A 26,226-nucleotide genomic window follows, 5' to 3' on the forward strand; every position below is an offset into this window, starting at 1 on the left:
ACTCGGCTATCGGCTACAAAGCCCCTACCGAAATAGAACAACTCGCCGCGGCCGCGTAGGCCGTAACCCGTGTCCACTCAAACAGGGGAAGGTCAGTTCGAGAGATTGGCGACCTGACAACAGCCAGAGCTGAGCTTATCCTGGCCGCTAAACTGCCCGACGATACGGGACCACCTCAAGGAGACCGATTTGCGCAAGCCGAATTACAGCCAGGATCGCGCGCAGCGCGAGAGGGACAAGGCTGCAAAGGCCCAGGCCAAGGAGCAGAGGCGGCAAGAGCAGAAAGCTGCTGCTTCCGACCCAGGCCAGGAGCAACGGGACAGCCGCGCCGAGGACGACACCAAGGACGCAGAGTGACCCTGGGTGAAGGAGCTGGGGTGGGGCTGAAGAAGGCTGATAGCCCCCCTAAGCTCGACTAGGCTGTCAGCCGGTGTGGCGGAAAACCTGGGCCGGCAAGTGGCAGCCAGGCTAGGTGGTGGGGTCTGCCGTGACCCCGTCGGGGCGCTCCGACTTAGGCGGCCCAGCCACTGACCCCTAACTTGCGGCTCTCATGCCGTCTTCCATCCCGACCCGGATTCGCTCCGCTTCTCAAGGATGCCTGCACCAAGTCTGGGCGAGGGCTAACTTCAGGAGAAGCGACAGCTAGGCCTCGTCAGCCACGCCCTGGCTGACTCCTGCGTTACCGCGGTGGTCAGGGACCGAGGCGAGAGCGGGCGGGGATTTCTCCTCGCCCGCTTCGTCCTGCTTCAGGTGCTGGCGCGCTCGCGGGCCGTCTTCCGCTTGCCCGACTGGCTGATCTCCACCTCGTCGCGCCGCACGGTCTCGCGCACGGTCGCGACCTGCTGGGTGCGTTCCGTCCGCACGACGATCTCCTCGCGCAGGCGGACCCTCTTGTTGACGACTGGCACCTCGGCGGTCTCGACCACCTCGACCGTCATCTCGGTGAGGATCTCGCCAGTGGCCTTGTCGCTCACCGGGCGGCGACGCTCGACCACGACCCGCTCGCTCTGCAGCGTTACCTGCTCCTCGACCTCGCTCTCGACGACGTAGCGCCGAATGCGGGCGGTGCCGCGGTTCTCAGTGCGCTTGGTGACCTCGAGCACCTCCTCGCCGAGGGGGATCACTTCCTCCTGGCTGGCGGGTGCCCTTGCGCCGGAGGTCTGCCGCCCCTGCTGGAGTCCCTGCATGGCGCCCGCCCAGGGCCACAGGAACATGTCGGCGAAGGCGTTCGCCGAGGGGCGCGTCGGGGTGGGTGAGGGCGCAGCGGCGCGCGCGGGTGCCGCCTGCTGCTCAGCGCGTGCCGCGGCGGTCATGAGGCGCGCGACCTTGCCCGTGGCGTCGGCCGCGACGTTCAGCGGCATGGCCGCGGCATCGGCGGCACGGCTGGCGGTCTCGCGGCTGTGGCGCTCCGCGGCTTCATGTTCCTGCTGCTGGCGGGCTGCGGCCTCGGCCTCGAGCTCGGCCTGCTCGCGCTCTCGGCGCGCCTTCGCCCGGCGCTCCTCGGCCTCGTCCTGCCTGGCCTGCTCGACCTCGGCCAGGCTCGCCTCCATCTTCTCGGTGACCTTCTGGACCTGCTCGGCGCTCAGCGCGCTCTGCACGGCAGGAAGGAGCTCCTTCTTCTCGTCGCGCGAGTGCTGGCGGAATGCCTTCTGCAACTCCGCGAGGAGCGGGATGAATGCCTCTCCGTTCTTGGGCAGCGTGTCGAGTTCGGCCAGCCGGGCGCGGAGGTTCTTGTTGTCCGCGATGGCCTCGACGACGAGACCCCTGGTCTCCGGATTCTTGCGGAGCAGGGGGAAGAGGAACTCCTCTTCGAGATTCGAGTGTAGATCGAGCGCGGCCTTGAGCTCGGCAAAGAGCTTCTCGCGGGTCTTCACGGCGCCCTCCGAGGTATCCGAGAGCCTGGCGAACAGGTCGTTCACCTTGCTCGAGCCTTCTTGCATCAGCGTGCGGAGTGACATTCGTTGATCCTTCGTGGGTTGCTGTCGCTGCCCTGGCCGGGCGGTGTCAGAGGCTGTGAAGCCTCGTCGGCGGCGAAAAAGGGCGAATGCGCTGCCCGGAAAGCGAGGACGGCGGATGCCGCTCGTGGGTTCGGCGTAAACCGGAGCGCCGTTCTGTTAGGTGAGGGACTCAGCTTGGAAGTCCTGCATCGTCACCGCTATCGAGGACGCGGTCAGATCCTTCCTGCTCCAGCGCCCTGCCAGGAAAACTCCCGGTTCGTTCCGGGAGAATGCAATGTCATCCTTGAGCCAAAACGTCCGGGCGCGCAAACCTATTGCTGCGTCGCAGCATCACGGTGCAGTGGTGGTGCCGGGCACACACCTGTGCCTTTCAGGATCGAAAGGGCAGGGCGCCATTCGTCGGGCGCCCTGGGTGGCGGCTGCGGGGCCGCCGACTAAGGTCGTTGAAGAAGGCGAAGCACTGCTTCGTTGGACGTGCGGCCAATTCCCTCGATGAGGTCGGCGACCGATCCGTGCATTCGGGCGAAAGCTTGTGTTGCCTGCCCCGCCAGCGTCTCCTCGCCGCAGCCGAGGCCGCGGAGCGCTTCCGTGGCCCAGGAATAGTGGACTGCCTCGTCCGCTGCGTAGCTACCGATGAGCGCCGCCATCGCTGGCGGGTAGGGCTTTGCGGCGTAACGGGCGTATTTCTCGCGTGACTGCCACTCGTTCGAGACGAAACTCATCAGGATCGTCCGGTCGCCGCCCGGCAGCCCGGCCACCTGCACGCCAAGCTTGAGCAAGCCGGTGGGGAGGTGCGGCAGCATGGGCGGAACGCCGCCCAGCTCGCGAATGAGGTCCCTGAGGTTGCGGGCGTGCCGCTCATGGTCCTCGCGGTAGGCCCGGAGACTCTCCTTCAGCGCCGGGTCACGCAGGGCCGATATGGCCACGGAGTACATGGGCAACGTGTCGTTCTCCAGCTGCAGCAGATCAGCGAGATCCGCTTGCAGGCTGGGGAGATCGGCGTTCCGTGGGCTGTTCTCGGTGTCGGTCATGGGTCGGGGTCCGGGCGGTGGTGGGGAGCGCCCACTTGGTGACCCGTCCCGCCGATGCACACCCGCAGCACATGGCGGGGCGGGTGAAGTGAATGTTGCATTGCACAATTATCTTGCAACGGTCGTGTTGTTGCGCTTAGAAACCTTCATGTTGCGCTGCAGCAAAAGGGGCATCAGCTCTCACGTAGCGCACGGCACAAAGAGGAACCGACCATGTTCATGCAGAACCGCATGCCCCAGGCGAACGACATGATGGCCAGCATCTCGAAGGCCGCTGCGACCGCGAGCGAACTCAATCGCAACAATCTTGATGCCGCGACCCGTTCGGCCCAACTCTGGACCGCGGGCCTGCAGGACATCGGCCAGCGCTACCTCGCGATGTACCAGGGCATGGCCGAGGGCTTCGTCACCGCATCCAAGGCGATGACCTCCGCGAAGTCCCCCCAGGAGGCCGCCACGATCCAGACCTCCTACTTCAAGGCGGCCCGGGAGCAGATGACCGGCCAGGCCACCCAGATCGGGGAGGCGACTGCCAAGCTGTTCAAGCACGCCTCCGTACCCCTCGCCGAGCAGGCCAGCGCGGCTTCCGCGATGATGGTGCCTGTCAAGCGCACCGCCTGAGATCCGAGGACCGGCCAGTTGGTGGGTCTGTCCACCTGCTGGCCGATACCGGGGCGTGATCGTCCTGGGCCAGCGGGTGGGGTTCCGCCTCGCAGGCGGACGGCTAACCCTGAGACGCGCCTCCAGCACGACCTTTCCAGGATCGGCCATGGCCGCTTTGCAACGCCGCCTGGATGGCCGAACTGAATTTCAGCGACTTCCTGTCCCCTCATCGAACTTCCATCGAAGCGGCCAAGTACCAGCGCCAATTCAAACGTTAATCTCACCGTAGCCAGATCACAGGGGTTCGTACTCGTGCGGAGGGGCGCACGGGATGGGCAAATACGGCCCGGGTCAGGGCCCAAGCGGCAATTCTGGATCACGCCCTGTACCGGCTTCAACGGAGCCGTCGGGGGCTGGTCCTGCAAGAGCCACGCGGATGAGATCGTCAGGCCCTCGGCAGCCAGCAACACGATAGGTGTTCAAAAGTAGTTCCGGAGGAGCCGGCGCGACACTGCGGCTCTTCGCGAGATCGAGACGGCTGCTCGCCCATAGGTATATTCAAGTTGGATGGTAGCCAGCTTGCCCGTGACGCCTACGGCCGGTTGGTCCGGCAGTATGACTGCACAGCACTGCCCCAGCTTCGCCGGCTATCGCCTTTCGACAAGACCTCCACCTCTCCCTTCCAGATCTTGCGGACCCGACCGCTTCCATCCAAGCGCGCTTGTTCGACGAGATCATGCGCGACATCACCACCGAGCGGGACCGCCGCCCTGCTCGACATATCTCGCGGCCGGGGCCGTCCCGCTGCTTCACATGAGCGGAGCAGACCCTCATGCTGCCGTCTCACTCATCAGCGGCACTCCGCTGAGGCGTGCGCCTAGCGGGATTTCGAACCGCCGCAGCGGATCCTGCCCGAACGGTGACAGCCCCTGATAGTCTCGTTCTCGGTGAAGAGGTTGCCGCGCTAATACGATGGGGACAGCGTCGGACAGTGACTTATCGGAGCCGCCCCGAGCCGCGTCAATCGGTAGCCCCCCTTTGCATGATCCGGGCGAGGCATGACACCACCTCGGCGGGGCCATAGGGCTTGGTGATGACGGGTGCGTTCATATGCTGCCCTTTGTTCACTTCCGACGCCTCGAGACCGGTCGCGAACACGAACGGCACGCCCAGCGTGGCAAGACGATCGGCGACCGGGAGGGCCGACTGGCCATCGGCGAGGCTGTAGTCGATGACGGCGGCGTCGATCCCTCCCTCGGACACGGCCGTCGTGATCGCCGACAGCGCCTCCGCGACTCTCGCGGCCTGAACGACGGTTTGCGCACCCGCGATCATCAGCGCGTCTTCGAGCAGGAAAGTGATCAGCGGCTCATCCTCCACCACGAGGATGCGTCGCCCTTGAAACTCTGAAGCCATGGTGAACTCCTTGGCCGAGAATAGCCCTATGGATCGAACCTACATCGGGGGCGCATTTCGGCCCAGGGCGTATCGGCGGCTCCAGGGAGAGCCGAACTTCCTGCCGGCCTGTGGGAGCATCGTCGTGGGTTAGTGGCGCGAAGGAAACGGGGATCGCTCGGGCAGCCTCGCGTGCTGTCATCGGACATATGGGCCAAGTCGCATCTGCGGCGCCGTTGCATCCTCATGCCGGCGCGCACAGGCTTGGCCGCTCAGGACGCGCTCCCGATACCATCCGCAACCGGATGGTGGGGGAGCGGCGCCCAACTCCCCGACCGCCGCTCAGCACCGTCGCGCCCGCGCCAAGGTCTCCGGATCGAGCGGCAGGGGCCAGGTGCCCGACCCTGCCGTGATCCGGCACCCTTGCTGCACCCCGTGGGGATCAGCCCCGTGCCGGTAAAGGAGAGGGTGCCAAGGTGACGAGGACCGTCAGCGTCGCCGCTTGGGGGAGGGCGAGTCTGGCACCGGCGCGGGCCGAGCAGCCGGGGGCAGGTCCTCCTCCAGGATGGTGAGATGCACAGCGTAGGACACCTCCCCATCCTCGGCATCGCGGTGGAGCGTGCCAATCACCTCGCCCCCGGCCTCAACTTCAATGCTCATCCCCGCTCGCCTCGGGGGAATGACGCTGATGCGATCCGTCGCGAGCAGCCGTCGCAGGTAGGCCTGTACCCGCTCGATCTCCGAATTCGTCATTGTCCAACGGCTCCCACGGCATTGGGTGCCTTCCCAGACTTCCTCACCAGAGGTGATCCGCCCGGCAGCGGAGTTGGCTGGCGATGGAAGGAGGGCTTGGAGTGCCTCGACATGATCGAGGGGAACGGGGCGGTGGATTGGGCGCGGCGAGCGCATTGGTCTGACATTTGCTGGACATGGGGCATGCAGAGCCCATCACGCAAGGGCATCTGCTTACCATCACCCCTCCTTCGGGGCGGGGCGCCAGGAAGGTTGGGCGGGGCCGTTCGCACCCCGGACGCCTGGCATGACGAGGAGGCTGGCGGCCGTGTCAGACCCCAAGCCGGACGAGGCGGCTATCCAGGCAACCGCGTCGCCTTCCCGTCAACGGAAGGCAGGGAGCCCGGCATCCCGTAGCCGGACAACTCCTGCTAGCTGGTTTCGCTCTTCTCCATGTAGGTGAGGTTCACCAGCATGTCTGCCCAGGCCGGACCCAGCACGGCGCGCAGGTCGTTCCCTCGCGCCGCACTGAACCGGAAGGCAACCGGCGCGAGGTCCACCGCCTCGGCCCTGGCGAACAGCGCGCCAATCTCACCTTGCCCGATCGCAAGCTACTCGACTCGGATATCCCGGGCGCGGATCACGTCACGCCATTTGGCACTCTCGGCGGCGAGATAGGCCGGGAACTCCTCCGGGCTGCCGCCGACCGGATCGATCGACAGGCCTTGCAGGCGCTCGCGCAGTTCGGGCGCGCGCAGGCCCTCCATAACCGCCTGTGACAGGCGGCGGATGATCGGCTCAGGCGTGTTGGCGGGGGCGAACATGGCGAAGTCGCTGGAAGCGTTGAGGCCGGGCGTGCCGGACTCGGCCAAGGTGGGCACGTCCGGCATCTGGGCCGAGCGCTGCTCGGAGCTCACCGCCAGCGCCCGCAACTCGCCCGAGCGCAGGAACGGCAGTGCCACCCCGGTATCCACGAAGGACATCGGGATCTCGCCGGCCAGCACGGCCTGCATGCCCGGACCGCTGCCGCGGTAGGGGACGTGCTGGAGCTTGATGCCGTTGGCAGCCGCGAACATCTCCGGGGTGAGGTGGTTGGCCGAGCCGATTCCGCCGGAGCCGAAGCTGATCGTGTCCGGCGCCGCCCTGGCCGCCGCGACGAGGTCGGCCACCGTGCGATAGCGGGAGTCGCCCCGCACGCAGAGGAAGAAGCCGTTCTGGACCAGCAGCCCGATCGGGGCGAAGTCGCGCTCCTGGTTGTACGGGAGGTTGGTATAGAGGTGGGGGTTGATGGCGTAGGTGCTGTTGGGCGTGACCAGCAGCGTGTAGCCATCGGGCCGGGCACGTGCCACGAGGCCGTTGCCGACCGCGCCGTTGGCGCCGGCCCTGTTGTCAACCACGAACTGCTGGCCCAGGCGCGCCGAAAGCGGCTGCGCGATCAGCCTCGCAACGAGGTCGGTGGAGCCGCCGGCTGCGAAAGGCGCCACGATGGTCACCGTGCGCGTTGGGTAAGCGGGTGCCTGGGCGGCAGCCGGACGAGCCCCTGTGGCCGCGGCCATCAGGCCCAGGGCTGAGATACCGAAGTTCCGTCGAAGCATGGTCGTCATGTCCTGTTCTTTAAACGTTTCCTGCTTTGCCGGCCGCCTCGTGCGGCCGGATACGGCGAGGCGAATCGGGCTGGCTCGCCATCACGGCGCCGGCCTCGGCCCGCGCCCCGCTTGCTTCGCCGTTCACCCCCTCGCTCTCCGGTAGCAGCGCGATGTTATCGGCAGCGTCGAACCAGATGCCGCGAGGCCTTGCAAGACCGACGTTTCAGGGGCGCAGAACGATTCGGGCTGACGAAGGGAAAAGGCCTGAAGGCCCTGGCTAAATCAACGAGCCGCCTGAGCCGTCCAGCGGGGACATGGCAGCCGGGTGAGATGGCCGAGCGCATCGCGGGCCACGAAGCGCTTGACGCAGATTTCCAAGCGCGTTTGCCACCTCACGGAATTTAGGACCGGCGTGAGGTCCGGGCCGCAGCCGCCTCAACCTCAGCGCCGATAACGGCGCCCCGCCTTGCGCTTGGCCCCTGCCTTGGACTGCTTGGCCGCCGGAGCGATGGAAAGGGGCTTGGCTACGGGTATGCCGTCGGTCCCGGAATAGCGCTGGAGCGTCGCGCCGGCAGCAAGGTGTGGGTAAGCCTGGGCACCTTTCGGCCATGTCCTCGCGAAGGCGGCGAGTTCGGCGTGGTCGTGTCCGCGGATGGTCTGGACGAGAAAGGACGCCGCCTGGGCCGGCCGCAGCCGCTCCCGGCGCAGCAGGTGAAGATGCCACTCGCGGGCGCGCAGGGGACACCAATCCACCAAGGCTTCCTGCAAGGCCCGCCGCACCTCGACCGGGAGCTCCTCATACGCCCGGTAGGGGTCGCCCTTCAGCTTGCTGTAGGGCTTGGCGGCCATGCTGTTGTCCATGCCCGGCTTCTACCGAACGGAGGACCCCAGGGAAACCGCGGCGTCAACCCCGCCTCGTGCTCGGGGCCCATGCCAACACGCTGGACGCGGTCGCGGTTCCGCACCGCCCAGGCATGAGGGCTATCGGCGGTCCGCTGGAACCGCCGTTTCCGCCGGGCGCGGAACCCGTTCTCCCGCACCGGGCGGGCCATATGGCGGCGCCCAACAGCCATGCCGCTGGCCTGGACCTCCCGCGTCATCCGCAGGCTGCGTGGTGGTAGACCGCAAGAAACCGACCGGACGTCGACCAGCCCGGTCTGCCACCACCAATCGCTGAAACCGCCTCAACCTCAGTCCAAGCCCTGCCGATGCTCCATCGACATCCTGCCGGGAGCACCTCGTGGCGCTTGTCAGGGTGAGGCGGTGCCTCACAGGGCCCAGTAGAGGTGATGCTGCCCCTCCTCCGATTGCGCAAAAGCCATCAGGACATCCCCGCGCGTCATCGACCCCGTGTGCAGTGCGTCCACCCAGTGCGCTACCTCCTGGGCTTCACCTGGCCGCCCGAGACCGTCAGCATACAGGCTCTCGATGAAGCTCGTGTCGTCCTGTTGCGCATGGCGGGCCTGGAATTCTGCGCTGGTGCTGATCCAAGCCCCAACCTCGCCCGGCCTCGCCCCATCCTGGAGCGCGCCGGACCACATCCGAAGCCCTTCCGTCTCCGCTTCGCGCCCGAGGCCGGCCAGGTAAGCCGCACGCACCACGGCAGCATCCAGGTCACGCACCCAGACGCCCTCGGCTATCACGCCCGACCAGTGATCCTTGGCCTCCGGGCTGTCCGCAATGCCAGCCAGCACTGCCCCGCGCGTGTCGCCAGCGTCGAGCAGCGCGGTCCATTGGGCAACTTCCCAAGCCTCGCCCTGGCGTCCGAGTACCCCTTGGTAAAGGTCCTGCACGAACTCGGCGTTGGTCCCCTCGCTCCAGCCCTGATCGAGGCTCTCCGCCGCGCGCAGAAAATCCTCCGCCAAGCTTGCCTTGCTCAAGCCACGCTCGTGAGAGTGCTGCCATCCGGCGATGCCGTCCGCCTCGGGCGCACGCCCGAGCACGCCGAAATACATTCGTGTCAGGAGCGCTTCACTGGGGTCATCACCCACGGTCAGGGTTCCGTCAGCCAGTACCACGCGTTCGGCGCCGGCAGGTAGCTGCAGCTTGCCGCCGCTGTTCAGGAACTGCGCGAGGTCCATGGATCGCCAGAGGGTGACGCTGTCGCCGCCGCTCGGAGTGGGAGCGACAACTGGGTGGAACGCCAGCGACGCCGTGCCGGTATTACCGGCCGCGTCGGTTTCCCGCGCCACGATGGTGCGCGCGCCCTCATCCATGCCGGTCGGACGGAAGATCCACGCGCCGTTCGCGTCCACTAACGCGGTGCCGATGGCGGTGTTCCCCTCGAAAAACTCGAGCGTCGCACCCGGGGTGCCGGTCCCGGTCAGCGCCTCCGTCCGGACGATGCCGACGGTGCTGAAGGCGTTGCTGTCGCGGGTCAATCCGAAGGTGACGGTCGGTGCGACGGTATCAATGGTCAGGGCACCGTTGGCGGTGGTCTGGGCGGACTGGCCGCCAACGCGCGCGGTCGTTGCCGTGACGTCGTAGGCGCCGTCGACGAGCGGTCCTGGCAGTTGGAGGACCCAAGCGGTGCCGTTGACCTGCAGTTCGGGGGAGATGCCTGCAGTATAGGTCGCGCCGCCGAAAGCGACCGAAAGCGTGTCGGTGCCGCCATTGGCGCCCCCCCAGCTCCCGGACAGCGCGGGGGTCGCGTCGTTGGTGATAAGCGCAGAGATCGACGGCGCTGGCGGTACTGCGCTCAGCGTGAAAGCCACGGGCGCAGTGCCGGTGTTGCCTGCCGCATCCGTCACCGAAGCGGTCAGCGTGTAAGCTCCGTCAGAAAGGCCAAGCGCCGGCCCCGGAAGGCTCCAGTCACCCTGGCCGTCGATCACGGCTGTGGCGAGTGCCGTGGTGCCGTTCAAGATCGTGACCGTCGTGCCAGGCTCGCCCGTACCGGACAGGCCGGCATCCGAGGTGATCTGGTCCGTAGGCGAAACTCCGTTGTCCTGGGATAATTGGACAGTCACCGCGGGAGCTTGGATATCGAGCGTGTAGGCCTGGGTGGCGACCGGGCCGTCGTTGCTGGCCAGGTCGGTCGCCTTGAGCTGGAGGCTGCTGGTGCCGGAGAGGGTGACGCCCGTCCAGGCCAAGGCGGTGCCGGACACGAAGCCGCTCACGTCGACCCACGTCGTTCCGCCGTCCACCGAGCCGAGCAGCTTCTCGCCGCTGGCCAGGACGGTGCTGAGGGTCGCGGTGACGGTCTGCGCTGCCGTGTTGGTGACGAAGTCGCCGTCGGTGCCGCTGTCGGCGGAGATATCGAGAGCCGAAAGGGTCGTCGTGACCGGTGATGCCTGCTCAGCGACGAGCTGGTCGAGGTCGGAAAGGGTGATGCTGCTGTTGATCTGGACCGCATTGCCAGGCGCGACGGTGTAACCCCCGCTCGTGAGGACGAAGATCTGGCCGTTAGTATTACTTCGGAAAACCCAGGCGTCCTCAGCGCCGCCATTAATCTTCTCGGACCCGTTCGTCAGTGTGCATTCAACCAATTGGGTGGCGGAGGTGCCGTCCACATATTCGAGCCAGACACTCTGCGCGCTGCCGGTAGAGACGAAGGAGCCAGTGTTTGTGGGATTGGTTGTGGGATCAACGGGGTAAAGCTTGATCGACATCGCGGTAACAGCGCTCCCGATCAGAAAGTTATTCCCGTTAGGGTTCGTTGCAGTATGAATAGATTCGAACGACGCGTAGTAGCCCATCGCAACAGCCCGCTTTCCGTCTTTATCGGAAGAACCGCTGCCCTCGGCGGAGGGGTGGTCCCGATCCGAATGATCGCGAACCTATAATCACGAAATCGTGAGTATCGCGGGAACTTGGAACATACCGTTGAGGGCACCGTCAGAGAGGCCGGCGCTGCGGGCCGTAGAGGCTCTTTCTCCGGTACGCTGATCTGCTCGGCACGAGATAGGGCCGCACCCAACGGCTCGGCTGCGATCGACACAATAACTCCCAGCCGGCTCGCACGGCCTCATCCTCCGTCGTGACCTAGAGCCGGACATCCGGAAACTACCGCGCGAAACTGGAGGCAAGCCCTCTTGTCACGGTCTGCGAGAAGGGCAGTGGCGCACTGACCCGCAATCGGCACTCGTCGACCTCGTGTGAGCAACGCCACGGTCCGATCGTAAAGCGCTCGCCTTTTCTGCATCAGCGCAACGATATGCTCAGCGCTCAAGCAGGCGCAGGTCGATGCTCTGCTCTCCAGTTCCGTTAGCCGACGGGGCAGGCGTGGATGTGCTGCACTTCACGGGCAGGTCCGCCGCCATCTGGACGGACGTACTGCACCGCACGGTCGCCTATAGCGGCGACGACACCGCCGCGTTCGAGCGCAACCTCGGATAGCTCATGCCGAGTTGAAGGGCCTACGGCATGGGCTCGATGGCGGAGCGCTTCCTGACGGAAGGGAGCTCCCCGGGGCCGGCGATGCCGAGCGTCCGATCACGCTGCTGGGCCGCCCGCCGCGCTCCTATCGCGACTTCGCCGCTTCGGCCTGGACGGCTCAGTGACACGCAACCCACACGACAAGGAACACCACCGCTATCTTGTCCGGCCGCCAGCATCCCAGTGAACCCGAAAGGCGAACTCAAGCTACTGAGCGGCAGACCTGGGCGCTTAGCGGAAGTACCGGCCTGCCGTTCTGATGGCTGGGTTGGCAAGATGGTTGGGCAGGCGCGCTTCCCGCACTGCGAGGACCGCATCGATGCAGGAGGCGCCAATCGCGGCGAAGCTCTGGTCAGTCCAGGAAAGGGCGTGGGGCGTAGCAATCACATTGGGTGCCTTGAGGATCGGAGCGTCCGGTGCAGGAGGCTCTGGGTCGAAGACATCCAGTCCGGCGCCGGCAAGGCGCCCCGCCTCCAGAGCCTCCGCGAGCGCCGCTTCGTCCACCGTGCCGCCACGGGAGGTGTTGATCAGGAAGGCGGTCGGCTTCATTCGCGCGAGGCGCTCACGGGAAACGATTTTGAGGGTGGCCGGGTTCAACGGGCAGTTCACCGTCAACACGTCGCTGCGCTCGAACACTTCATCAAGCTGAACCAATTCCACGCCAAGGCTCTCCGCGAGGGCTCTGTCAGCGAAGGGATCGTGGGCGATCAGGCGCATCCCGAGCGGGGCGGCCAGCCGGAACATCTCCGCCCCGATGTTGCCCAGGCCGATGGAGCCCAGCACGCGCCCCGCCAGCCCGACGCCCATGAAGGCATTGCGCTGGGCAAATCCGGCTGGGCCTTCGCGGGTCAGCCGGTCCTTCACGATCAGTCGCCCGGTCAGGGCGAGCATAAGGGTCAGGATGGCGACCGCAACGGGCCGCCGCACGGCATCCGGCGTGATGGCGACCGCGATGCCGGCTTCGGTGCAGGCCACCGTATCAACCTGGTCGTAACCCACGCCATAGCGGGCCACGAGGCGAAGCCTGCCGTCCGGCGCGATGCTGTCCCGCACGAAGCTCTCACCCAGCAAGATGAGCGCGTCGATGCCCGCCATCTGTTCCTGCGTGATCAGCGGCCCGGGCGAGAGGCGAACGAGTTCGACTCCTGGGTCGCGTTCCAGCGGGGAGATGTCGAAATCCGGATAGGCGGGGGATCCGTCGGGCTTGAGGAAGCCGCCGGAGAGAGCGACGCGGAAGCTCATTGCCTGTCTCCCCGCAGCAGGGCCACACCTTCAGCAACGCGCGAATGGATGGCCATGATGTCGGAGCACAGGCCAAGCGTATCGTAGCCACGCGCGGTCAGGGATTGCGCTTCGACCGAGGAGGCCGCGAGGCGACCGAAGGCCTTGCGATGGCGCCTCGCTGCTTCACGTACCTGCGCTTCCGCGGCGAGGAAGTCGGGATGCTCGAACTGACCCGGAATGCCGAGGGAGCAGGACAGGTCCATGTGGCCGATCCAGAGGCAGTCCACCCCGTCCAGCGCGGCGATGGCATCGGCGTTCTCGGCGCCGGCACGTGTCTCGATCTGGATAAGGATCGCCTTGCGTGCATCAGCCGCTGCCATTTTCTCTGGCGCAGGGCCGGGCTGGTAAGCGTCATGCGCCACCATCATCGCCACCCCCCGTGAGCCGCCCGAGGGCGGATAGGTGGCCCAGGCCACGAATTCACGCGCCTGCTCCGCCGTGGAGACCAGCGGCGCCATTAACGCGTCCGCCCCCATATCCAGTGCCCGCGACACCTCGTTCGGGTGGCGATGAGCCACGCGCACCACCATGGGCAGGCCAGCGGCGCGGCCACCCATGCAGACGGCCTTCACGGTTTCGAACCCAAAGCCGGAATGCTCCATGTCCAGCACGAGGAAGTCGGCGCCGGCGCGCTGCACGATCATCGGTAAGCCCGGCGTGGCGAATTCCATCGCAAAGAGGCCGAGCTTCAACCCGGGCGAGAGGAGGAGCTCTCGCCAGTTGGCATGGGGCATGGACATCTCCGCTTGACGGGTCATCAAGATGTCCGACAACTTGACACTAAGCAATGTGCCCGTGAAGGAGGAAATGTGTCCATTTCAGTGATGAGGCGCGGCCTTGCCGCGCTGGCGGTGCTGCTGTCAGGCCCTGCTCTGGCGCAGCCTGCGCAGCAATTCCCTAACCGCCCCGTGCAGATGTTGATCGGCTTCCCTGCCGGGGGCGGGGCGGACCTCATCGCGCGATCGTTGCAAGCCACCTTCCAGGCGCGCTTGGGGCAGCCCGTGGTGATCCGCAACGTCACCGGCGCGGGTGGCACGATCGCCTCCGCCCAGGTTGCCCAAGCGCAGCCGGACGGGCACATCGCGCTCTTCGCGCCGCTGGGCGGCGGCACGGTCTACATGCCGCACGTGCTGCCAATTCCCTTCGCGCCGGACGCCCTGCGCCCGGTTTGCGCGGTGTATGACGGGCCGGGCACGCTGATGGTCGCAACCGACAGCCCCTTCCGCACTCCGCAGGAGGTGATCGCGGCGGCGCGCGCCAAACCCGGCAGCCTCTATTACGGCACGCCGGGTGCAGGCAGCCCGGCGCATATTGCTATGGCTGGCCTGACTCGCGCCTTGAACTTGAACATCGAGCACGTGCCCTTCCGTGGTTCCGCGGACATCGCGCTGGCCATGCGCGCGGGGCAGGTGCAGTTCTTCGCTGACGCCTTCAATATCGCCACCCAGCTCGAGCTGCGCCCTATTGCCGTTTTCGCGCGCGAGCCGCTGGCCATGGCGCCCGAGCTGCCACTGATGCGCGACCTCGGGTACAACTTCATCTTCTCGATCCATGGCGGGATCTTCGTTCCGAAATCCACGCCTGAACCCGTCGTGCAGCGCTGGGAGGCCGCGTGCCGTTCAGTCCTTCAGGATCCCGAAGCGCTGGCAGCCCTGGCGAGGATGAAGGTGCTGCCGAATTTTCAGACCGGCGCCGATTACGCTTCCTTCCTTGCCCGGGAACACGAGGAGGTCGGGCGTATCGTGCGTGAGGCCGGCATACCTCGGCAGGATTGATCCACTGCGCACGCCAGTGGCAAGAGACGGCCGATGACCCTGGCCGACCCGATCCGCCGCCGGCGCTTGCACGAGCTTCTGGCCGAACGACTTCTCGCCCGTATCGCGGAGGGTGATCCGGCGCCGGGCGAGGTGCTTCCCTCTGAGGCGGAGCTGGCGGCTCGGCACAATGTCGGCCGCCCCACGGTGCGCGAGGCACTGCAGAAGCTGGAGAGTATGGGCGTGATCGCCATCTCGCATGGCGAGCGCGCACGCGTTGTCGAGCCCTCGGCCAGCCGGGTGCTGGAAGGGGTCAGCGCTTCCTTCGTGCATTTCCTGACAGCCGCGCCGGAGAACATCGCGCATCTGCAGGAGGTGCGGCTGCTGACCGAGGAGGCGATGGTCCGACGCAGTATTCAACGCGGCGCATCGCTGACGGCGTTGGAAGAAGCCCTCGTGCAGCAGGAGAGGGCGGTCCGGACCGGCAAAGGGTTCTTCGGCGCCGACATGGAATTCCACGTTGCGATCGCGGATGGGGCGGGGAATCCCCTTTTCCCTATCTTCCTGCGCGCCATGCTGGACTGGCTCAGCGCCTTCCGTACCTCCACCGTTCGCCTCTCGGGTTTCGAGGAACTGGCCTTGGAGGAGCATCGTGCCATCTTCGCCGCGATGCAGGCCTGCGATGCGGAGGGCGCGGCACGGGCAATGCGAGCGCACCTCCTGCGGTCGTCCAAACTCTATGGCGTGCACCAGCGCACATAGTTGATCCTGCGCCGGCCATATCAGGGTTTCGGCGACGGTGCGTTACTCCAAGTCGTCGTTGCACATTGGCGGGTGCCAGGAAGCTTCCTTCTCGCCAGCCTTGGCCGAGGGAGGCGCTTCCGCTCATGAACCGCCGGTACGGACGGGTGGCGAGGATCTCGCGCAATTTCTCCTCCGACGAGGAGCCCTGGGCTTGGATGAACCGTCAGGCGGCCCCGAAGCGCCTTTCGAATACCTCGCGCGGAGGGGTGGGATCATGACCCGTGCGTCGGCAAGCCGCCCGGACTGGGTCGGGCGGACGAGGTGGGGGCCGAGCAGCGGCTGGAGAGGCGCCGGGATACAAGCCCGGAAGTGAGGGGTCGCGCAGGGGCGCACGAGGAACGGAACGGGAATGTCAGCCGTCGCGTGTGGCGCGGCTGGGTGCCACAGGCAGGGACGTTACGAAAAGCCTGAAGCAGGATCATTCGTTGGAAGGAATGGTGTCCCCGGCGGGATTCGAACCCACGGCCCCGGGATTAGGAATCCCGTGCTCTATCCTGCTGAGCTACGGAGACACGCAGGCGTACAGTAGCGCCCCCGCGGCCGGCGGCAAAGGCCCGCCGGTTGCCTCAGCGCCGCCGGAAGCGCTCCACGGCCGAGACGAGCGCCGTCCGCACCCCCGGCTCCAGGGCGGAGTGGCCGGCATCGGGCACGACGGTGAGGCGGGCCATGGGCCAGGCCTCGGCCAGCTCGAAGGCGGAGGTGGGCGGGCAGACCATGTCGTAGCGGCCCTGCACGATCTCGGCCGGCACATGGGCCAGCCGGTCCATCCGGGCGAGCAGTCCCTCGGGCGGGAGGAAGAGGTCGTGGGCGAAGTAGTGCGCCTCGATCCGCGCGAGGCCGAGGGCGGAGCGGTCCTGGGCAAAGGAGGCGACGATCTCCGGGCTCGGCAGCAGGGTGCTGCACAGCCCCTCGTAGTTGCTCCAGGCCCGGGCGGCGGCGAGGTGGACGGTCGGGTCGGGATCGGTCAGCCGCCGGAGATAGGCGCCGAGGAGATCGTGGCGCTCGGCGGCCGGCACGTGCTCGGCGAAGGCGGCCCAGGCGTCGGGGAAGACGCGGCGCAGGCCGTAGAGGAACCAATCCACCTCGTCCGCGCGGCCGAGGAACACGCCGCGCAGCACGCAGCCCGCCACGCGCTCCGGAAAGGACTGGGCATAGGCGAGGGCGAGGGTGGAGCCCCAGGAGCCGCCGAAGAGCAGCCAGCGGTCGATGCCGAGGAAGCGGCGCAGCGTCTCGATGTCCTGCACCAGCAGGGGGGTCGTGTTCTCCCGCAGCTCGCCCAGCGGGCGGGAGCGGCCGGCGCCGCGCTGGTCGAAGATCACCACGCGCCAGTGCTGGGGGTCGAAGAAGCGGCGGTGAACGGCGCCCGCGCCGGCACCCGGCCCGCCATGCAGGAACAGCACGGGCTGGCCGCGGGGATTGCCCACCTGCTCCCAGTACATGACGTGCCCGGGCCCGCCCGACCCGGTGTGGGTCAGCGGCAGCAGCCCGGTTTCATAGGGTGCGATATCGGGGAAAAGGTCGCCGCGCGGCATGGCCTCTGTTTGGCGCAAGGGATGGCGGTGGCGCAACGGGTGCGATCGTCGCGATGCCGCGTTTTGACGGATCATCGGCCCTTCGCGCAGGGCCCGCGCGCACCTAAGTTTACGGCGTGATGTCACGCCCCACGCCCGGCCCGTTCCACGCCGCCCGAAATGGCCCCCAGCCGGGCCCACGAACCGGCGCCGCGCGCCCGGCCGAGGTGCGCTGCGCTGTCTGCGGCACGGAGAGCCGGCAGTCCCGCTTCCGCCCCGTCCCGCCCGAAGGCGCGCCGGACCTCGACCTGCGCCCGGGGGAGCCGCTGCGGGGGACCATGGCCTCCTGGCTGCAGCAGTGCCCGCATTGCGGCTATGTCGCGCCGGAGATCGCCCATGCCCATCCCGCCGCGATCGAGGCCGTGGGAACGGCGCCCTTCCGCGCGCTGATCGCGGACGCGACCCACCCGCCGCTCGCCCGGCGCTTCCTCGCCTATGCCTATGTGCTGGAGGAGACGGGCGCGCTGCACGCGGCGGCGGAGGCCACGCTCCAGGCGGCCTGGGCGGCGGATGACGCGCGCAAGCCCGACCTCGCCCGCGCCTGGAGAGGGGAGGCGGTCGCCCTCTGGCGCGCCGGCCCGCCGCTGGATGCCGAGCAAACCGTGCGCGTGGTCGATGCGCTCCGCCGCGCCGAGGCCTTCGAGGATGCGGGCACAACCGCCGACCAGCTCGCCGCCACCCACCCGCCAGATGCGGTGGCGGGCGTGATCGCGCTGGAGCAGCGGCTGATCGCCATGCGCGACGCCGGCCGCCACACCGTGGCCAGCGCCCTGCCTCCCCCCTCACGCCGGCCCCATGCCAGCCAGACGAGCATCGCGCGGCGCGGGACGAGCCTCTGGGACCGCATCAAGGGCTTCTGGCGGCGCGGCTGAAGGGCCTGACATGGCTGGGGCGGCCTTGTCGGATTTATGCGGGGTGGTTTAGGTTACGTTATAACGTTCGGAGCCCACCCATGCAGCGCCGTGCCCTGCTCGCCGCCCTGTCGCTTCCCGCGATCCGCCCCGCCTTCGCCCAGGCCGCGCTGCCCGTCGTCGCGAGCTTCTCCATCCTCGGCGACCTCGTCCGCCAGGTCGCGGGGGAGCGGCCGCTCGCCCTCGTCACCCTTGTCGGGCCGGACGGCGACGCGCACGACTTCCAGCCCCGCCCCTCGGACGCCGAGAAGCTGCGGGGCGCCGCCGTGCTCGTCCGCAACGGCCTGGGATACGACGACTGGCTCGGGCGCCTCACCAATGCCGCGGGCTTCCGCGGCCAGACGGTGACGGCGAGCGGCGGTGTCACGGTCCGGGCCTCCGAGGGCGGGCATGACCACGGCCACTCGCATGACAGCGGCGCCTCGCGCCGCCGCACCCATGCCGTGGAACCCTCCCGCACGCCGGACCCCCATGCCTGGGGGGATCCGCGCAACGTCCAGCTCTATGTCCGCGCTATCGCGGCCGGGCTCTCCTCGGCCGATCCCGGCAATGCGGCCCTCTACGCCCGCAACGCCTCCGCCTATACCGCCCGGCTCGCGGCGCTCGATGCCGAGATGCGCGCCGCCGTCGGCGCGGTGCCCGAGGCCCGGCGCAAGGTGGTCACCAGCCACGACGCCTTCGGCTATTACGGCGCTGCCTACGGCATCCGCTTCCTCGCTCCCCAGGGCATCAGCACGCATTCCGAGCCCTCCGCCTCCGATGTGGCGGCCCTCATCCGCCAGATCCGGGCAGAGGGGATCACGGCCGTCTTCGTCGAAAACATGCACGCCACCACCACGCTCGACCGCCTGGCGCGGGAGGCCGGGCTGCGCCCGCGCGGCCGCCTCTATTCCGACGCGCTCTCCCCGCCCGACGGCCCTGCCCCGACCTATGAGGCGCTGATCCGGCACAATACCGGCCTGATCGTCCCGGCCATGCGGGGGGACGCCTGATGCGCGCGCTCTTCCTCACGGCCGCCCTCGCGGCCGCCGCGCTGCCCGCCGTGGCGCAGGTGGCGGCCGCGCCCGAGGCCGGGGTGAACCTCTATCCCCAGGTCGCGGGGGAGGCCGACCTGCGCCTCTTCTCCCTCTCCACCACCTCCGCCACGGACCGGCGCCAGCGGGGCACGAACATCTTCGCCCGGGGCGAGATCGCGACCGGCTTCTTCCTCTCGCCCGAATGGTCTGTTCAGAACGTCATCCACATCGAGCCGGTGGGCGAGACGGAGCCGAACGGCGGCACCGCCGGTTTCCGCTACCAGGCGGCCTATATCGAGCAGCTCCGCCTGGACTGGCGGCCGACGGACCGGCTGACGGTCTATGGCGGCAAGTTCTCCGCCCCCTTCGGCCGCGGGCACCACGACTTCCCCGGCCTGCTGCTCGATGTCCGGGCGCATGAGGTCTACCTCATCCGCGAGAGCGTCGGCTTCGGCGGCACGGCGACCTACATCTCCGATGCCCGCTACGGGGACCACGACATCTCCGTGGCCGTTTTCGGCTTCGATACGAGCCCGCTCAGCGAGACCGCCTTCACCCGCAAGCGCTGCTGCGAGGGCGACTTCGAGCGCTTCTCCCGCAACTCGCGGCGGCAAGGCGGGCCAGGGAACACGGGGCAAATGGACAACGTCGCCATCGCCCTGGACGGCGACAACATGCCCTTCCTGCCCAACACCTCCTACCATCTCGCGCTTCTCTCGCGCGGGCCGGGGGTGGACGGGACGAAGCGGGAGACGGGCTTCGTCGCCGGGCTGCGCCACGAGATCCGCTGGGCGCAGGACACGCGCACCCTTCTCTTCGGGGAATTCGTGCAGTTCCGCGGCGCGGGCGGCAACCCGCGCGAGGCCGGGCCGGAAATTCTCGACGACTTCGGCGGGAGCACGGGCGAGTTCACCGAGGTCACGTCCAGCGAGCGGCGCCGCTTCACCACGGTCGGGGCCCGGACCCGGCACGGCCCCTGGCGGGCCACGGTCGGCTTCCAGCGGGACGAGCGGAAGCGGACGGAGAATCCCGTGCCCCGCGCGAGCTATTTCGAGGCCTCTGTCGGGCGCGACCTGCCCCTGAACTTCCGCCTCGATGTCGGCTACCAGCGCACGGTCGGCGGCGAGAGCCGCGAGGACAAGGCCGACGCGGTCATCGCCGTGCTGGGCTGGCGAGCCCGCTTCTGAAGGCCTTGTGATCGTCCCCGGTGCCTGACCGCCGCCGCGCCCCCGCGTTCCAGCAGCGGTCTCACAGGACAGACAGGTCATGACGGATATCAGCAGCATCCAGGAGCATGCCGAGGTGATCGGCGCCGACGGCGTCCATGTCGGCACGGTCGACCATGTGGAGGGCGACCGCATCAAGCTCACCAAGAACGACTCGCATGACGGCAAGCACCACTACGTCTCCGCCGGCCTGGTCGCCGGGATCGAGGACGGCCGCGTGCGCCTCTCGGCCAATGCCGATGTGGCGCTGACGCTGGAAGACGACGCCTGACAGGGCGGTCCGGCGCGGGGAAGGGGCAAGCCTCCCCCGCGCCGGGCCGTTCTGCTAACTCTCCTTCATGTTCCGTATCTGGATCGCCGCCGGCGCGCTCGCCGGCCTCCTGGCCGTCGGCCTCTCGGCCTATGCCGCCCACGGGCTGGCGCTGGACCCCGCGCGCACGCGCATGGTGGACAACGCGCTGACCCAGCAGGGCTGGCACGCCCTGGCCCTCATCGCCACCGGCATCATGGCGGATCGCTGGGGCGGCTGGCTGGTGAACGGCGCCGGGGCCGCCTTCCTGGCGGGGATGCTGCTCTTCTGCGGGGCCGTCTGGACCGTGGCGATCACCGGCCGCAGCCTCGGCTCCGTCGCGCCCACGGGCGGGATGCTGCTGATGCTGGGCTGGCTCCTGCTGGCCGTCTCGGCCCTGACCAACCGCGCATGATCCGCTCCGCCTATCTGGCGGCGGAAGGGTTCGAGGCGGATCTGGCGGAGGACCTGCGCCGCGCCGGGCGGCGCCTCGGCGGCTGGCACGGGCCGCTCGCCCTCTCCCTCGATCCTGCCCCCGAAGGCCCGAACGCCACGCCCTGGGCCCTGGATGTCTGGGACGCACCGCGGGAAATCCCGGTGCCCTCCATCCGCGCCGCGGCCGACGCGCTGCGCGCGATCCAGCGCAACTGGGCGCTGCTGGACGTGCTGCACCACCGCCGCGCCGCCCTCATCCGCGACGCCCTGCCGCCGCTGCGCCCGAAGCCGATCGCCTTCCCCCAGATGCCGCCGACCTCCCATCTCGGGGCCTGGACGCTGCTCGCGCAGGACCGGCTCCTCGCCAGCCCGACGAAGAGCAGCCCCTTCGTGAACGGCGCGCCGGTCTTCATCGAGGACCGGGAGGGGCCGCCCAGCCGGGCCTATCTCAAGCTGTGGGAAGCCCTGACCCGCATCGGCCGCTGGCCCGGGGCTGGGGAGCACTGCCTCGACCTCGGCGCCGTGCCGGGCGGGTGGAGCTGGGCGCTGGCGCGGCTCGGCGCCGAGGTCACGGCCGTGGACAAGGCCGAGATGGACCCCGGCGTCGCCGCCCTGCCGAACGTGACTGTGCGGAAGGAGAGCGCCTTCGGCCTCGATCCTTTCCCGGTGGATTGGCTGTTCAGCGACGTCATCTGCTACCCCGCCCGTCTCCTCGGCCTTGTGCGGCGATGGATGGAGGCAGGGGCGGCGCGGAACATCGTGGTGACCATCAAGTTCCAGGGCGTGACGGACCATGACACCGCTGCCGCCTTCGCTGCCATCCCCGGCGGACGGGTGTTCCACGGCGGCTACAACAAGCACGAGCTGATGTTCGCCTGGCCTGCCTGATCCGCCGGGGCGGGCAGGTTCAGGGCGCGTCGGCGCCGATCGGCTCGGCCACCTTGCGCGGGATGCTGCCTTTCCAGGCCCCCTCCCGCGCCGCCCAGGCCCGGGTGAACTCCGCGCCGAGAAGGAAGACCTGCGCGGAGTAGTAGACCCAGACGAGGACGACGATCAGCGCGCCCGCCGCGCCATAGCTCTCGGCCATGCCGCTGCCGCCGATATACCAGCTGATGATCTGCTTCCCCAGGCTGAAGAGGAAGGCGGTGATAACCGCGCCCACCGCCACGTCCCGCCAGGCCAGCTCCCGGTCCGGCAGGATCTTATAGATGGCGGCGAAGAGCAGCGAGACCATGCCGAGGCTGACGATGAAGTTCATCACCTTCAGCAGGACCTCCAACGCCGGCAGGAAGCCGGTGATCCAGCCGCCGAAAGCCGAGAGAAGGGCCGAGACGAGCAGCGAGACGAGGAGGAGGAAGCCTGTCGCCCCCACCAGCCCGATCGAGAGGGCGCGGGCCCTGACGAGGGCGGTGACGGAAACCGGCCGCGCCTCGGCCTGCCAGATGACGTTCAGCGCGCCCTGAAGCTCGGCGAAGACGCCTGAGGCCGTGACGAAAAGGATGCCGAAGCCGATCAGCGCGGCGAGGCCCTTGCCGCCGGTCTCGCCGGAGCTGCCCTTCATCACCTCCACGATCGCCTGTCCCCCCTCCTTGCCGACGAGGCCGGTGAGCTGCGCGGAGACGGCCTCGTTCACCATCGTCTGGCCGAAGAAGAAACCGGCGATGGCGACGGAAACGACGAGCAGCGGCGCAATGGAAAAAAGGGTGTAGCAGGCAATGGCGGCACCCCGCGTCATCGCCTCATGCTCGACGAAGCCTGAGAGCGCGTCCTTGATGAGCCTCCACGCCCTGCCGAACATTTCCGCTTCTAAGGCCTCCTGCTGCGTCAGGGTGAGAAGCGGGAAGCATGGCCCCGGTTGCAAGGCGGGAAGAAGCTTCGCGCCGGTGTGGCTGCCGAGCCGCCGAGCCGGGCGGGAAGGGCGGCCCTAGCCCGCCTTCTTCCGCCGCGGCGCCCCGCGTGAGGCCGTGCGGGTGGCGCGCTTGTCCGGGTCGTAGCCGCCGCCGCCCGGCCCCAGGGGCTTGGGTCGCCAATCTGCCTTGCCCCGGGCCTCGTGTCCGGAGGGGGGAGGGGCGTCCAGCCCGAGCTCCAGGTTCTCCAGCCGCTTGATCTCGTCGCGCAGCCGGGCGGCCGTCTCGAACTCCAGGTCGGCGGCGGCGGCGCGCATCCGGCGCTCCAGCTCCGCGATGCTGGCGCGGAGGTCCTTGCCCACGAACTCGGCCGTGGCGTCGCCCTCCACCGCCTCGACCGTGACGTAGTCCTGCTCGTAGACGGATTGCAGCACGTCGGCGATGTCGCGGCGGATGGTCTGGGGCGTGATGCCGTGCGCCTCGTTCCAGGCCATCTGCTTCGCGCGGCGGCGCTCCGTCTCCTCCAGCGCGCGGCGCAGGCTGTCCGTCATCTTGTCGGCGTAGAGGATCACGCGGCCCTCGGCATTGCGCGCGGCGCGGCCGATGGTCTGGATGAGGGAGGTGGTGGAGCGGAGGAAGCCCTCCTTGTCCGCGTCCAGGATCGCCACCAGCCGGCATTCCGGGATGTCGAGGCCCTCGCGCAGCAGGTTGATGCCCACCAGCACGTCGAAGACGCCGCGGCGGAGGTCCCGGATGATCTCGATGCGCTCGAGCGTGTCCACGTCGGAATGGAGGTAGCGGACCTTGATGCCCGTCTCCGTCATGTACTCCGTCAGGTCCTCGGCCATGCGCTTGGTCAGCGTGGTCGCGAGCACGCGGCCGCCCTGGGCGATCACCTCGCGGCACTCGGCGAGAAGATCGTCCACCTGGCGCTCGACGGGGCGGATCTCGGTGGTGGGATCGACGAGGCCGGTGGGGCGGATGACCTGCTCGGCGAAGCTGCCGCCGGTGCGCTCCATCTCCCAGGCGCCGGGGGTGGCGGAGACGAAGAGCGTCGCCGGGCGGAACTGTTCCCACTCCTCGAACTTGAGGGGGCGGTTGTCCATGCAGGAGGGCAGGCGGAAGCCGAAATCGGCCAGCACGGACTTCCGCGCGAAGTCGCCCCGCGCCATGCCGCCGATCTGCCCGATGGTGACGTGGCTCTCGTCCACGACCAGCAGCGCGTTCTCCGGCAGGTACTCGAAGAGGGTCGGGGGCGGCTGGCCGGGGCCGCGGCCGGAGAGGTAGCGGGAGTAGTTCTCGATGCCTTTGCAGGCGCCGGTCGTCTCCATCATCTCGATGTCGAAGGTGGTGCGCTGCTCCAGCCGCTGGGCCTCCAGCAGCTTGCCCTCGGATTGCAGCCGCGCCAGCGTGACGCGAAGCTCCTCCTTGATGTCGCGGATGGCCTGGATGAGCGTCGGGCGCGGGGTGACGTAGTGGCTGTTCGCGTAGATCGCGACGCGCTCCATCTCGCCCGCCACCTCGCCCGTCAGCGGGTCGAACTCCCGCAGCCCGTCCACCTCGTCCCCGAACAGGCTGATGCGCCAGGCGCGGTCCTCAAGGTGGGAGGGCCAGACATCCACCGTCTCCCCGCGCAGGCGGAAGGTGCCGCGCTGGAAGGCGGTGTCGTTGCGGCGGTACTGCAGCTCGACCAGCGCCTTCACCAGCACGTCCCGGTCGATCCGGCCGCCGAGCTCCAGCTTCACGGTCATGTTGCCGTAGGTCTCGACCGAGCCGATGCCGTAGATGCAGGAGACCGAGGCGACGATCACAACGTCCCGCCGCTCCAGCAACGCCTGGGTGGCGGAGTGGCGCATACGGTCGATCTGCTCGTTAATCTGAGCGTCTTTCTCGATATAGGTGTCCGTCCGCGGCACATAGGCCTCGGGCTGGTAGTAGTCGTAATAGGAGACGAAGTACTCGACCGCGTTCTCGGGGAAGAAGGACTTCATCTCCCCGTAGAGCTGGGCGGCGAGCGTCTTGTTCGGCGCGAGGATGAGGGTCGGGCGCTGCACCGCCTCGATCACCTTCGCCATGGTGAAGGTCTTGCCCGAGCCGGTGACGCCGAGCAGCACTTGGTCCCGTTCCTGCCGCTTCAGCCCCTCCACCAGCTCTCCGATGGCGCGCGGCTGGTCGCCGGCGGGCTCATAGGGGGAGACGACCTTCAGGGCCTTGCCCCCCGCCGGCGCGGGCCGGCGGATCGGCTGGAACAGGATCGGCGGGAGGGTATCCATGGTCCCCGGAACATAGGGGGGACGGGGCGGGTTTTCAGCCCTTTTCGGCCGGGCCGGGGAAGAGCTCAGCCGGGGTCTAAGGCATAGCGGGCGAGGGTCTGCCGCGCCTTCTCCACGTCGAAGTCGGGGCGGCGCTGGAAGACGGAGAAGTCCTCCGCGATGGCCAGCTCCCGCGCGAAGCCGCGCACGACATGGTACTCGCGGTGGGAGCTGAAATCATGCATCACCAGCACCGCGTCCGGCCGGCAGCGGAGCAGGACCTGCATGGCGCAGGCCACGCGGAACCGGCCATCCACCATGTAGAGGTCGGCAGCTTCGGCGCCCGGTATCGTCCAGGGAGCCTCATGATAGCCCGGCTAGCGGTCCCGGGTGGCAGGATCCGTAAGGCGTCCCCAGTCGCCGGTCGGGCCGATATCGGCATGGAGCAGGCGCGGCTGCGTCCAGCCCGGCCGGGAGGCACAGGCCCGCGCCACCTCGTCCAGCCATTCGGTGGATGCATCGACCGAGACGACCGGCCCTTCAACCAGGGAGGCAGCAAGGCAGGTGCTGCCTCCCGCGCCGAGTTCCACATAGCTGCGGGCACAGCGAACGACACTCTCAGACGCGGGGGACAGGGACGGGGTAGGCGTCTTCGCTCACGGGACTATCGCGCAGGGTGGGAGGCGAGCTTAGTGCATCCTCGGCCCGCGCGCGCCGGGTTACCTGGACCTCGGCTGCCACCCCGCTCAGGCCGCGGCGGGCTCGGCGAGGTGGCGGGCGAAGGCGTCGCGCGTCGCGGCCATGGCCTGGGCGGCGTTCTCCGCGTGCCGGCGAGCGGCCTTCTCCTGGCTGTCGACCTCGTCGACGGCCTCGGCCGCTGCCTCCGCGCTCTCGGCGAATCCGTCGCGCAGCTCCTCCAGCCAGGCTTGCACCTCCTCGGCATCGCCGGCTTCCCGCAGCTGGGCGACCACGGCGTCCACCTCCCGTGCCATGCGGTCCGGGCTCGCGCCGCGCTGCATCACGGCGCCGAGCCGGTTGAAGGCCACGCGCGGGGGAGAGGGCGCGCGACGCTGCGCGGCCTGGGCTGGCTTGGAGGCCATGGTCGACTCTTCCTGGTTGTCGGTGATGATCCCGGCCAATATAGTTGCTGTTCGAGCT

Annotated in this window: 25 protein-coding genes and 1 tRNA gene; 10 read left to right on the top strand and 16 right to left on the bottom strand. The window is 68.4% G+C overall.

From position 1 onward, the window contains the following. Nucleotides 1-189 precede the first annotated feature (189 nt). Complete coding sequence (locus FHS87_RS11830; protein ID WP_184518306.1) at nt 190-357, top strand: hypothetical protein; 168 nt, start codon at nt 190-192, stop codon at nt 355-357. 389 nt (nt 358-746) lie between these two features. On the opposite strand, the gene FHS87_RS11835 is transcribed toward FHS87_RS11830, so the two are convergent. Beyond that, a complete protein-coding gene (locus FHS87_RS11835) occupies nt 747-1,958 on the bottom strand; it encodes a DUF2382 domain-containing protein (RefSeq protein WP_184518308.1) in 1,212 nt (403 codons plus the stop codon). Between the two features lie 434 nt (nt 1,959-2,392). Next, nucleotides 2,393-2,989: a DUF2383 domain-containing protein gene (locus FHS87_RS11840; RefSeq protein ID WP_184518311.1), complete on the bottom strand. Its 597-nt coding sequence runs from the start codon at nt 2,987-2,989 to the stop codon at nt 2,393-2,395. Nucleotides 2,990-3,202: 213 nt separating this feature from the next. Here FHS87_RS11840 and FHS87_RS11845 point away from each other — a divergent pair, with 213 nt between their 5' ends. Then, nucleotides 3,203-3,610, top strand: coding sequence for a phasin family protein (locus FHS87_RS11845; RefSeq protein ID WP_184518314.1), 408 nt, complete (start codon nt 3,203-3,205; stop codon nt 3,608-3,610). A gap of 1,002 nt (nt 3,611-4,612) precedes the next feature. On the opposite strand, the gene FHS87_RS11850 is transcribed toward FHS87_RS11845, so the two are convergent. The 8 genes from FHS87_RS11850 to FHS87_RS11880 all read right to left on the bottom strand — a co-directional run bounded on the left by FHS87_RS11850 (nt 4,613) and on the right by FHS87_RS11880 (nt 13,697). Further along, on the bottom strand, nt 4,613-5,008 hold the full coding sequence (locus tag FHS87_RS11850) for a response regulator (RefSeq protein WP_184518317.1): 396 nt from the start codon (nt 5,006-5,008) through the stop codon (nt 4,613-4,615). Between the two features lie 468 nt (nt 5,009-5,476). Beyond that, nucleotides 5,477-5,740: a DUF3126 family protein gene (locus FHS87_RS11855; protein WP_184518321.1), complete on the bottom strand. Its 264-nt coding sequence runs from the start codon at nt 5,738-5,740 to the stop codon at nt 5,477-5,479. A gap of 410 nt (nt 5,741-6,150) precedes the next feature. Then, on the bottom strand, nt 6,151-6,279 hold the full coding sequence (locus tag FHS87_RS24230) for a hypothetical protein (RefSeq protein WP_281394360.1): 129 nt from the start codon (nt 6,277-6,279) through the stop codon (nt 6,151-6,153). A 51-nt stretch (nt 6,280-6,330) separates the two neighbouring features. Next, a complete protein-coding gene (locus tag FHS87_RS11860) occupies nt 6,331-7,323 on the bottom strand; it encodes a Bug family tripartite tricarboxylate transporter substrate binding protein (RefSeq protein ID WP_184518324.1) in 993 nt (330 codons plus the stop codon). Nucleotides 7,324-7,746: 423 nt separating this feature from the next. After that, on the bottom strand, nt 7,747-8,166 hold the full coding sequence (locus tag FHS87_RS11865; protein ID WP_184518328.1) for a DUF6525 family protein: 420 nt from the start codon (nt 8,164-8,166) through the stop codon (nt 7,747-7,749). Between the two features lie 407 nt (nt 8,167-8,573). Continuing rightward, a complete protein-coding gene (locus FHS87_RS11870; protein WP_184518331.1) occupies nt 8,574-10,913 on the bottom strand; it encodes a DUF4214 domain-containing protein in 2,340 nt (779 codons plus the stop codon). 997 nt (nt 10,914-11,910) lie between these two features. After that, the gene (locus tag FHS87_RS11875) at nt 11,911-12,921 is read right to left on the bottom strand and encodes an NAD(P)-dependent oxidoreductase (protein WP_184518333.1); all 1,011 of its coding nucleotides are present in this window, start codon (nt 12,919-12,921) and stop codon (nt 11,911-11,913) included. Further along, on the bottom strand, nt 12,918-13,697 hold the full coding sequence (locus FHS87_RS11880) for an HpcH/HpaI aldolase family protein (protein WP_184518338.1): 780 nt from the start codon (nt 13,695-13,697) through the stop codon (nt 12,918-12,920). The genes FHS87_RS11875 and FHS87_RS11880 overlap by 4 nt, the downstream gene beginning before the upstream one ends. Before the next feature lie 75 nt (nt 13,698-13,772). On the opposite strand from FHS87_RS11880, the gene FHS87_RS11885 reads away from it, so the two are divergent. Next, complete coding sequence (locus FHS87_RS11885; protein WP_184518340.1) at nt 13,773-14,738, top strand: Bug family tripartite tricarboxylate transporter substrate binding protein; 966 nt, start codon at nt 13,773-13,775, stop codon at nt 14,736-14,738. 33 nt (nt 14,739-14,771) lie between these two features. Beyond that, nucleotides 14,772-15,479, top strand: a complete 708-nt coding sequence (locus tag FHS87_RS11890; protein ID WP_184518344.1) for an FCD domain-containing protein — start codon at nt 14,772-14,774, stop codon at nt 15,477-15,479. Nucleotides 15,480-15,956: 477 nt separating this feature from the next. Here FHS87_RS11890 and FHS87_RS11895 read toward each other — a convergent pair. Together FHS87_RS11895 and pip are read right to left on the bottom strand one after the other, a co-directional pair. Beyond that, nucleotides 15,957-16,033 (bottom strand) — tRNA-Arg (locus FHS87_RS11895). A 54-nt stretch (nt 16,034-16,087) separates the two neighbouring features. Then, nucleotides 16,088-17,053, bottom strand: a complete 966-nt coding sequence (pip, locus tag FHS87_RS11900; RefSeq protein WP_184518348.1) for a prolyl aminopeptidase — start codon at nt 17,051-17,053, stop codon at nt 16,088-16,090. Between the two features lie 119 nt (nt 17,054-17,172). On the opposite strand from pip, the gene FHS87_RS11905 reads away from it, so the two are divergent. The 6 genes from FHS87_RS11905 (at nt 17,173) to FHS87_RS11930 (ending at nt 21,857) form a co-directional block, all read left to right on the top strand. Beyond that, a complete protein-coding gene (locus FHS87_RS11905; RefSeq protein WP_184518351.1) occupies nt 17,173-17,964 on the top strand; it encodes a hypothetical protein in 792 nt (263 codons plus the stop codon). A gap of 80 nt (nt 17,965-18,044) precedes the next feature. Then, on the top strand, nt 18,045-18,995 hold the full coding sequence (locus tag FHS87_RS11910; protein ID WP_184518354.1) for a metal ABC transporter solute-binding protein, Zn/Mn family: 951 nt from the start codon (nt 18,045-18,047) through the stop codon (nt 18,993-18,995). Further along, nucleotides 18,995-20,206: a hypothetical protein gene (locus FHS87_RS11915; protein ID WP_184518357.1), complete on the top strand. Its 1,212-nt coding sequence runs from the start codon at nt 18,995-18,997 to the stop codon at nt 20,204-20,206. Before FHS87_RS11910 ends, FHS87_RS11915 begins: the two co-directional genes overlap by 1 nt. A gap of 79 nt (nt 20,207-20,285) precedes the next feature. Beyond that, the gene (locus FHS87_RS11920) at nt 20,286-20,516 is read left to right on the top strand and encodes a DUF2171 domain-containing protein (protein WP_184518360.1); all 231 of its coding nucleotides are present in this window, start codon (nt 20,286-20,288) and stop codon (nt 20,514-20,516) included. Between the two features lie 67 nt (nt 20,517-20,583). Then, nucleotides 20,584-20,949, top strand: a complete 366-nt coding sequence (locus FHS87_RS11925) for a DUF423 domain-containing protein (protein WP_184518363.1) — start codon at nt 20,584-20,586, stop codon at nt 20,947-20,949. Further along, complete coding sequence (locus FHS87_RS11930; RefSeq protein ID WP_184518366.1) at nt 20,946-21,857, top strand: SAM-dependent methyltransferase; 912 nt, start codon at nt 20,946-20,948, stop codon at nt 21,855-21,857. The genes FHS87_RS11925 and FHS87_RS11930 overlap by 4 nt, the downstream gene beginning before the upstream one ends. A 19-nt stretch (nt 21,858-21,876) precedes the next feature. On the opposite strand, the gene FHS87_RS11935 is transcribed toward FHS87_RS11930, so the two are convergent. The 4 genes from FHS87_RS11935 to FHS87_RS11950 form a co-directional block, all read right to left on the bottom strand. Next, nucleotides 21,877-22,767 carry a YihY/virulence factor BrkB family protein gene (locus tag FHS87_RS11935; RefSeq protein ID WP_184518369.1) on the bottom strand — a complete coding sequence of 297 codons (891 nt, stop codon included), beginning with the start codon at nt 22,765-22,767 and terminating at the stop codon, nt 21,877-21,879. A gap of 126 nt (nt 22,768-22,893) precedes the next feature. Then, nucleotides 22,894-25,089 (bottom strand): excinuclease ABC subunit UvrB, encoded by a 2,196-nt coding sequence (gene uvrB, locus FHS87_RS11940; protein WP_184518372.1) that lies wholly within the window; start codon nt 25,087-25,089, stop codon nt 22,894-22,896. A 65-nt stretch (nt 25,090-25,154) separates the two neighbouring features. Continuing rightward, nucleotides 25,155-25,388, bottom strand: a complete 234-nt coding sequence (locus FHS87_RS11945) for a hypothetical protein (RefSeq protein ID WP_184518375.1) — start codon at nt 25,386-25,388, stop codon at nt 25,155-25,157. A gap of 426 nt (nt 25,389-25,814) precedes the next feature. Further along, nucleotides 25,815-26,168, bottom strand: a complete 354-nt coding sequence (locus FHS87_RS11950; protein WP_184518378.1) for a hypothetical protein — start codon at nt 26,166-26,168, stop codon at nt 25,815-25,817. Nucleotides 26,169-26,226: the final 58 nt, after the last annotated feature.

It is taken from the genome of Muricoccus pecuniae, from assembly GCF_014199205.1.
In the GTDB taxonomy this organism is placed as follows: domain Bacteria; phylum Pseudomonadota; class Alphaproteobacteria; order Acetobacterales; family Acetobacteraceae; genus Roseomonas; species Roseomonas pecuniae.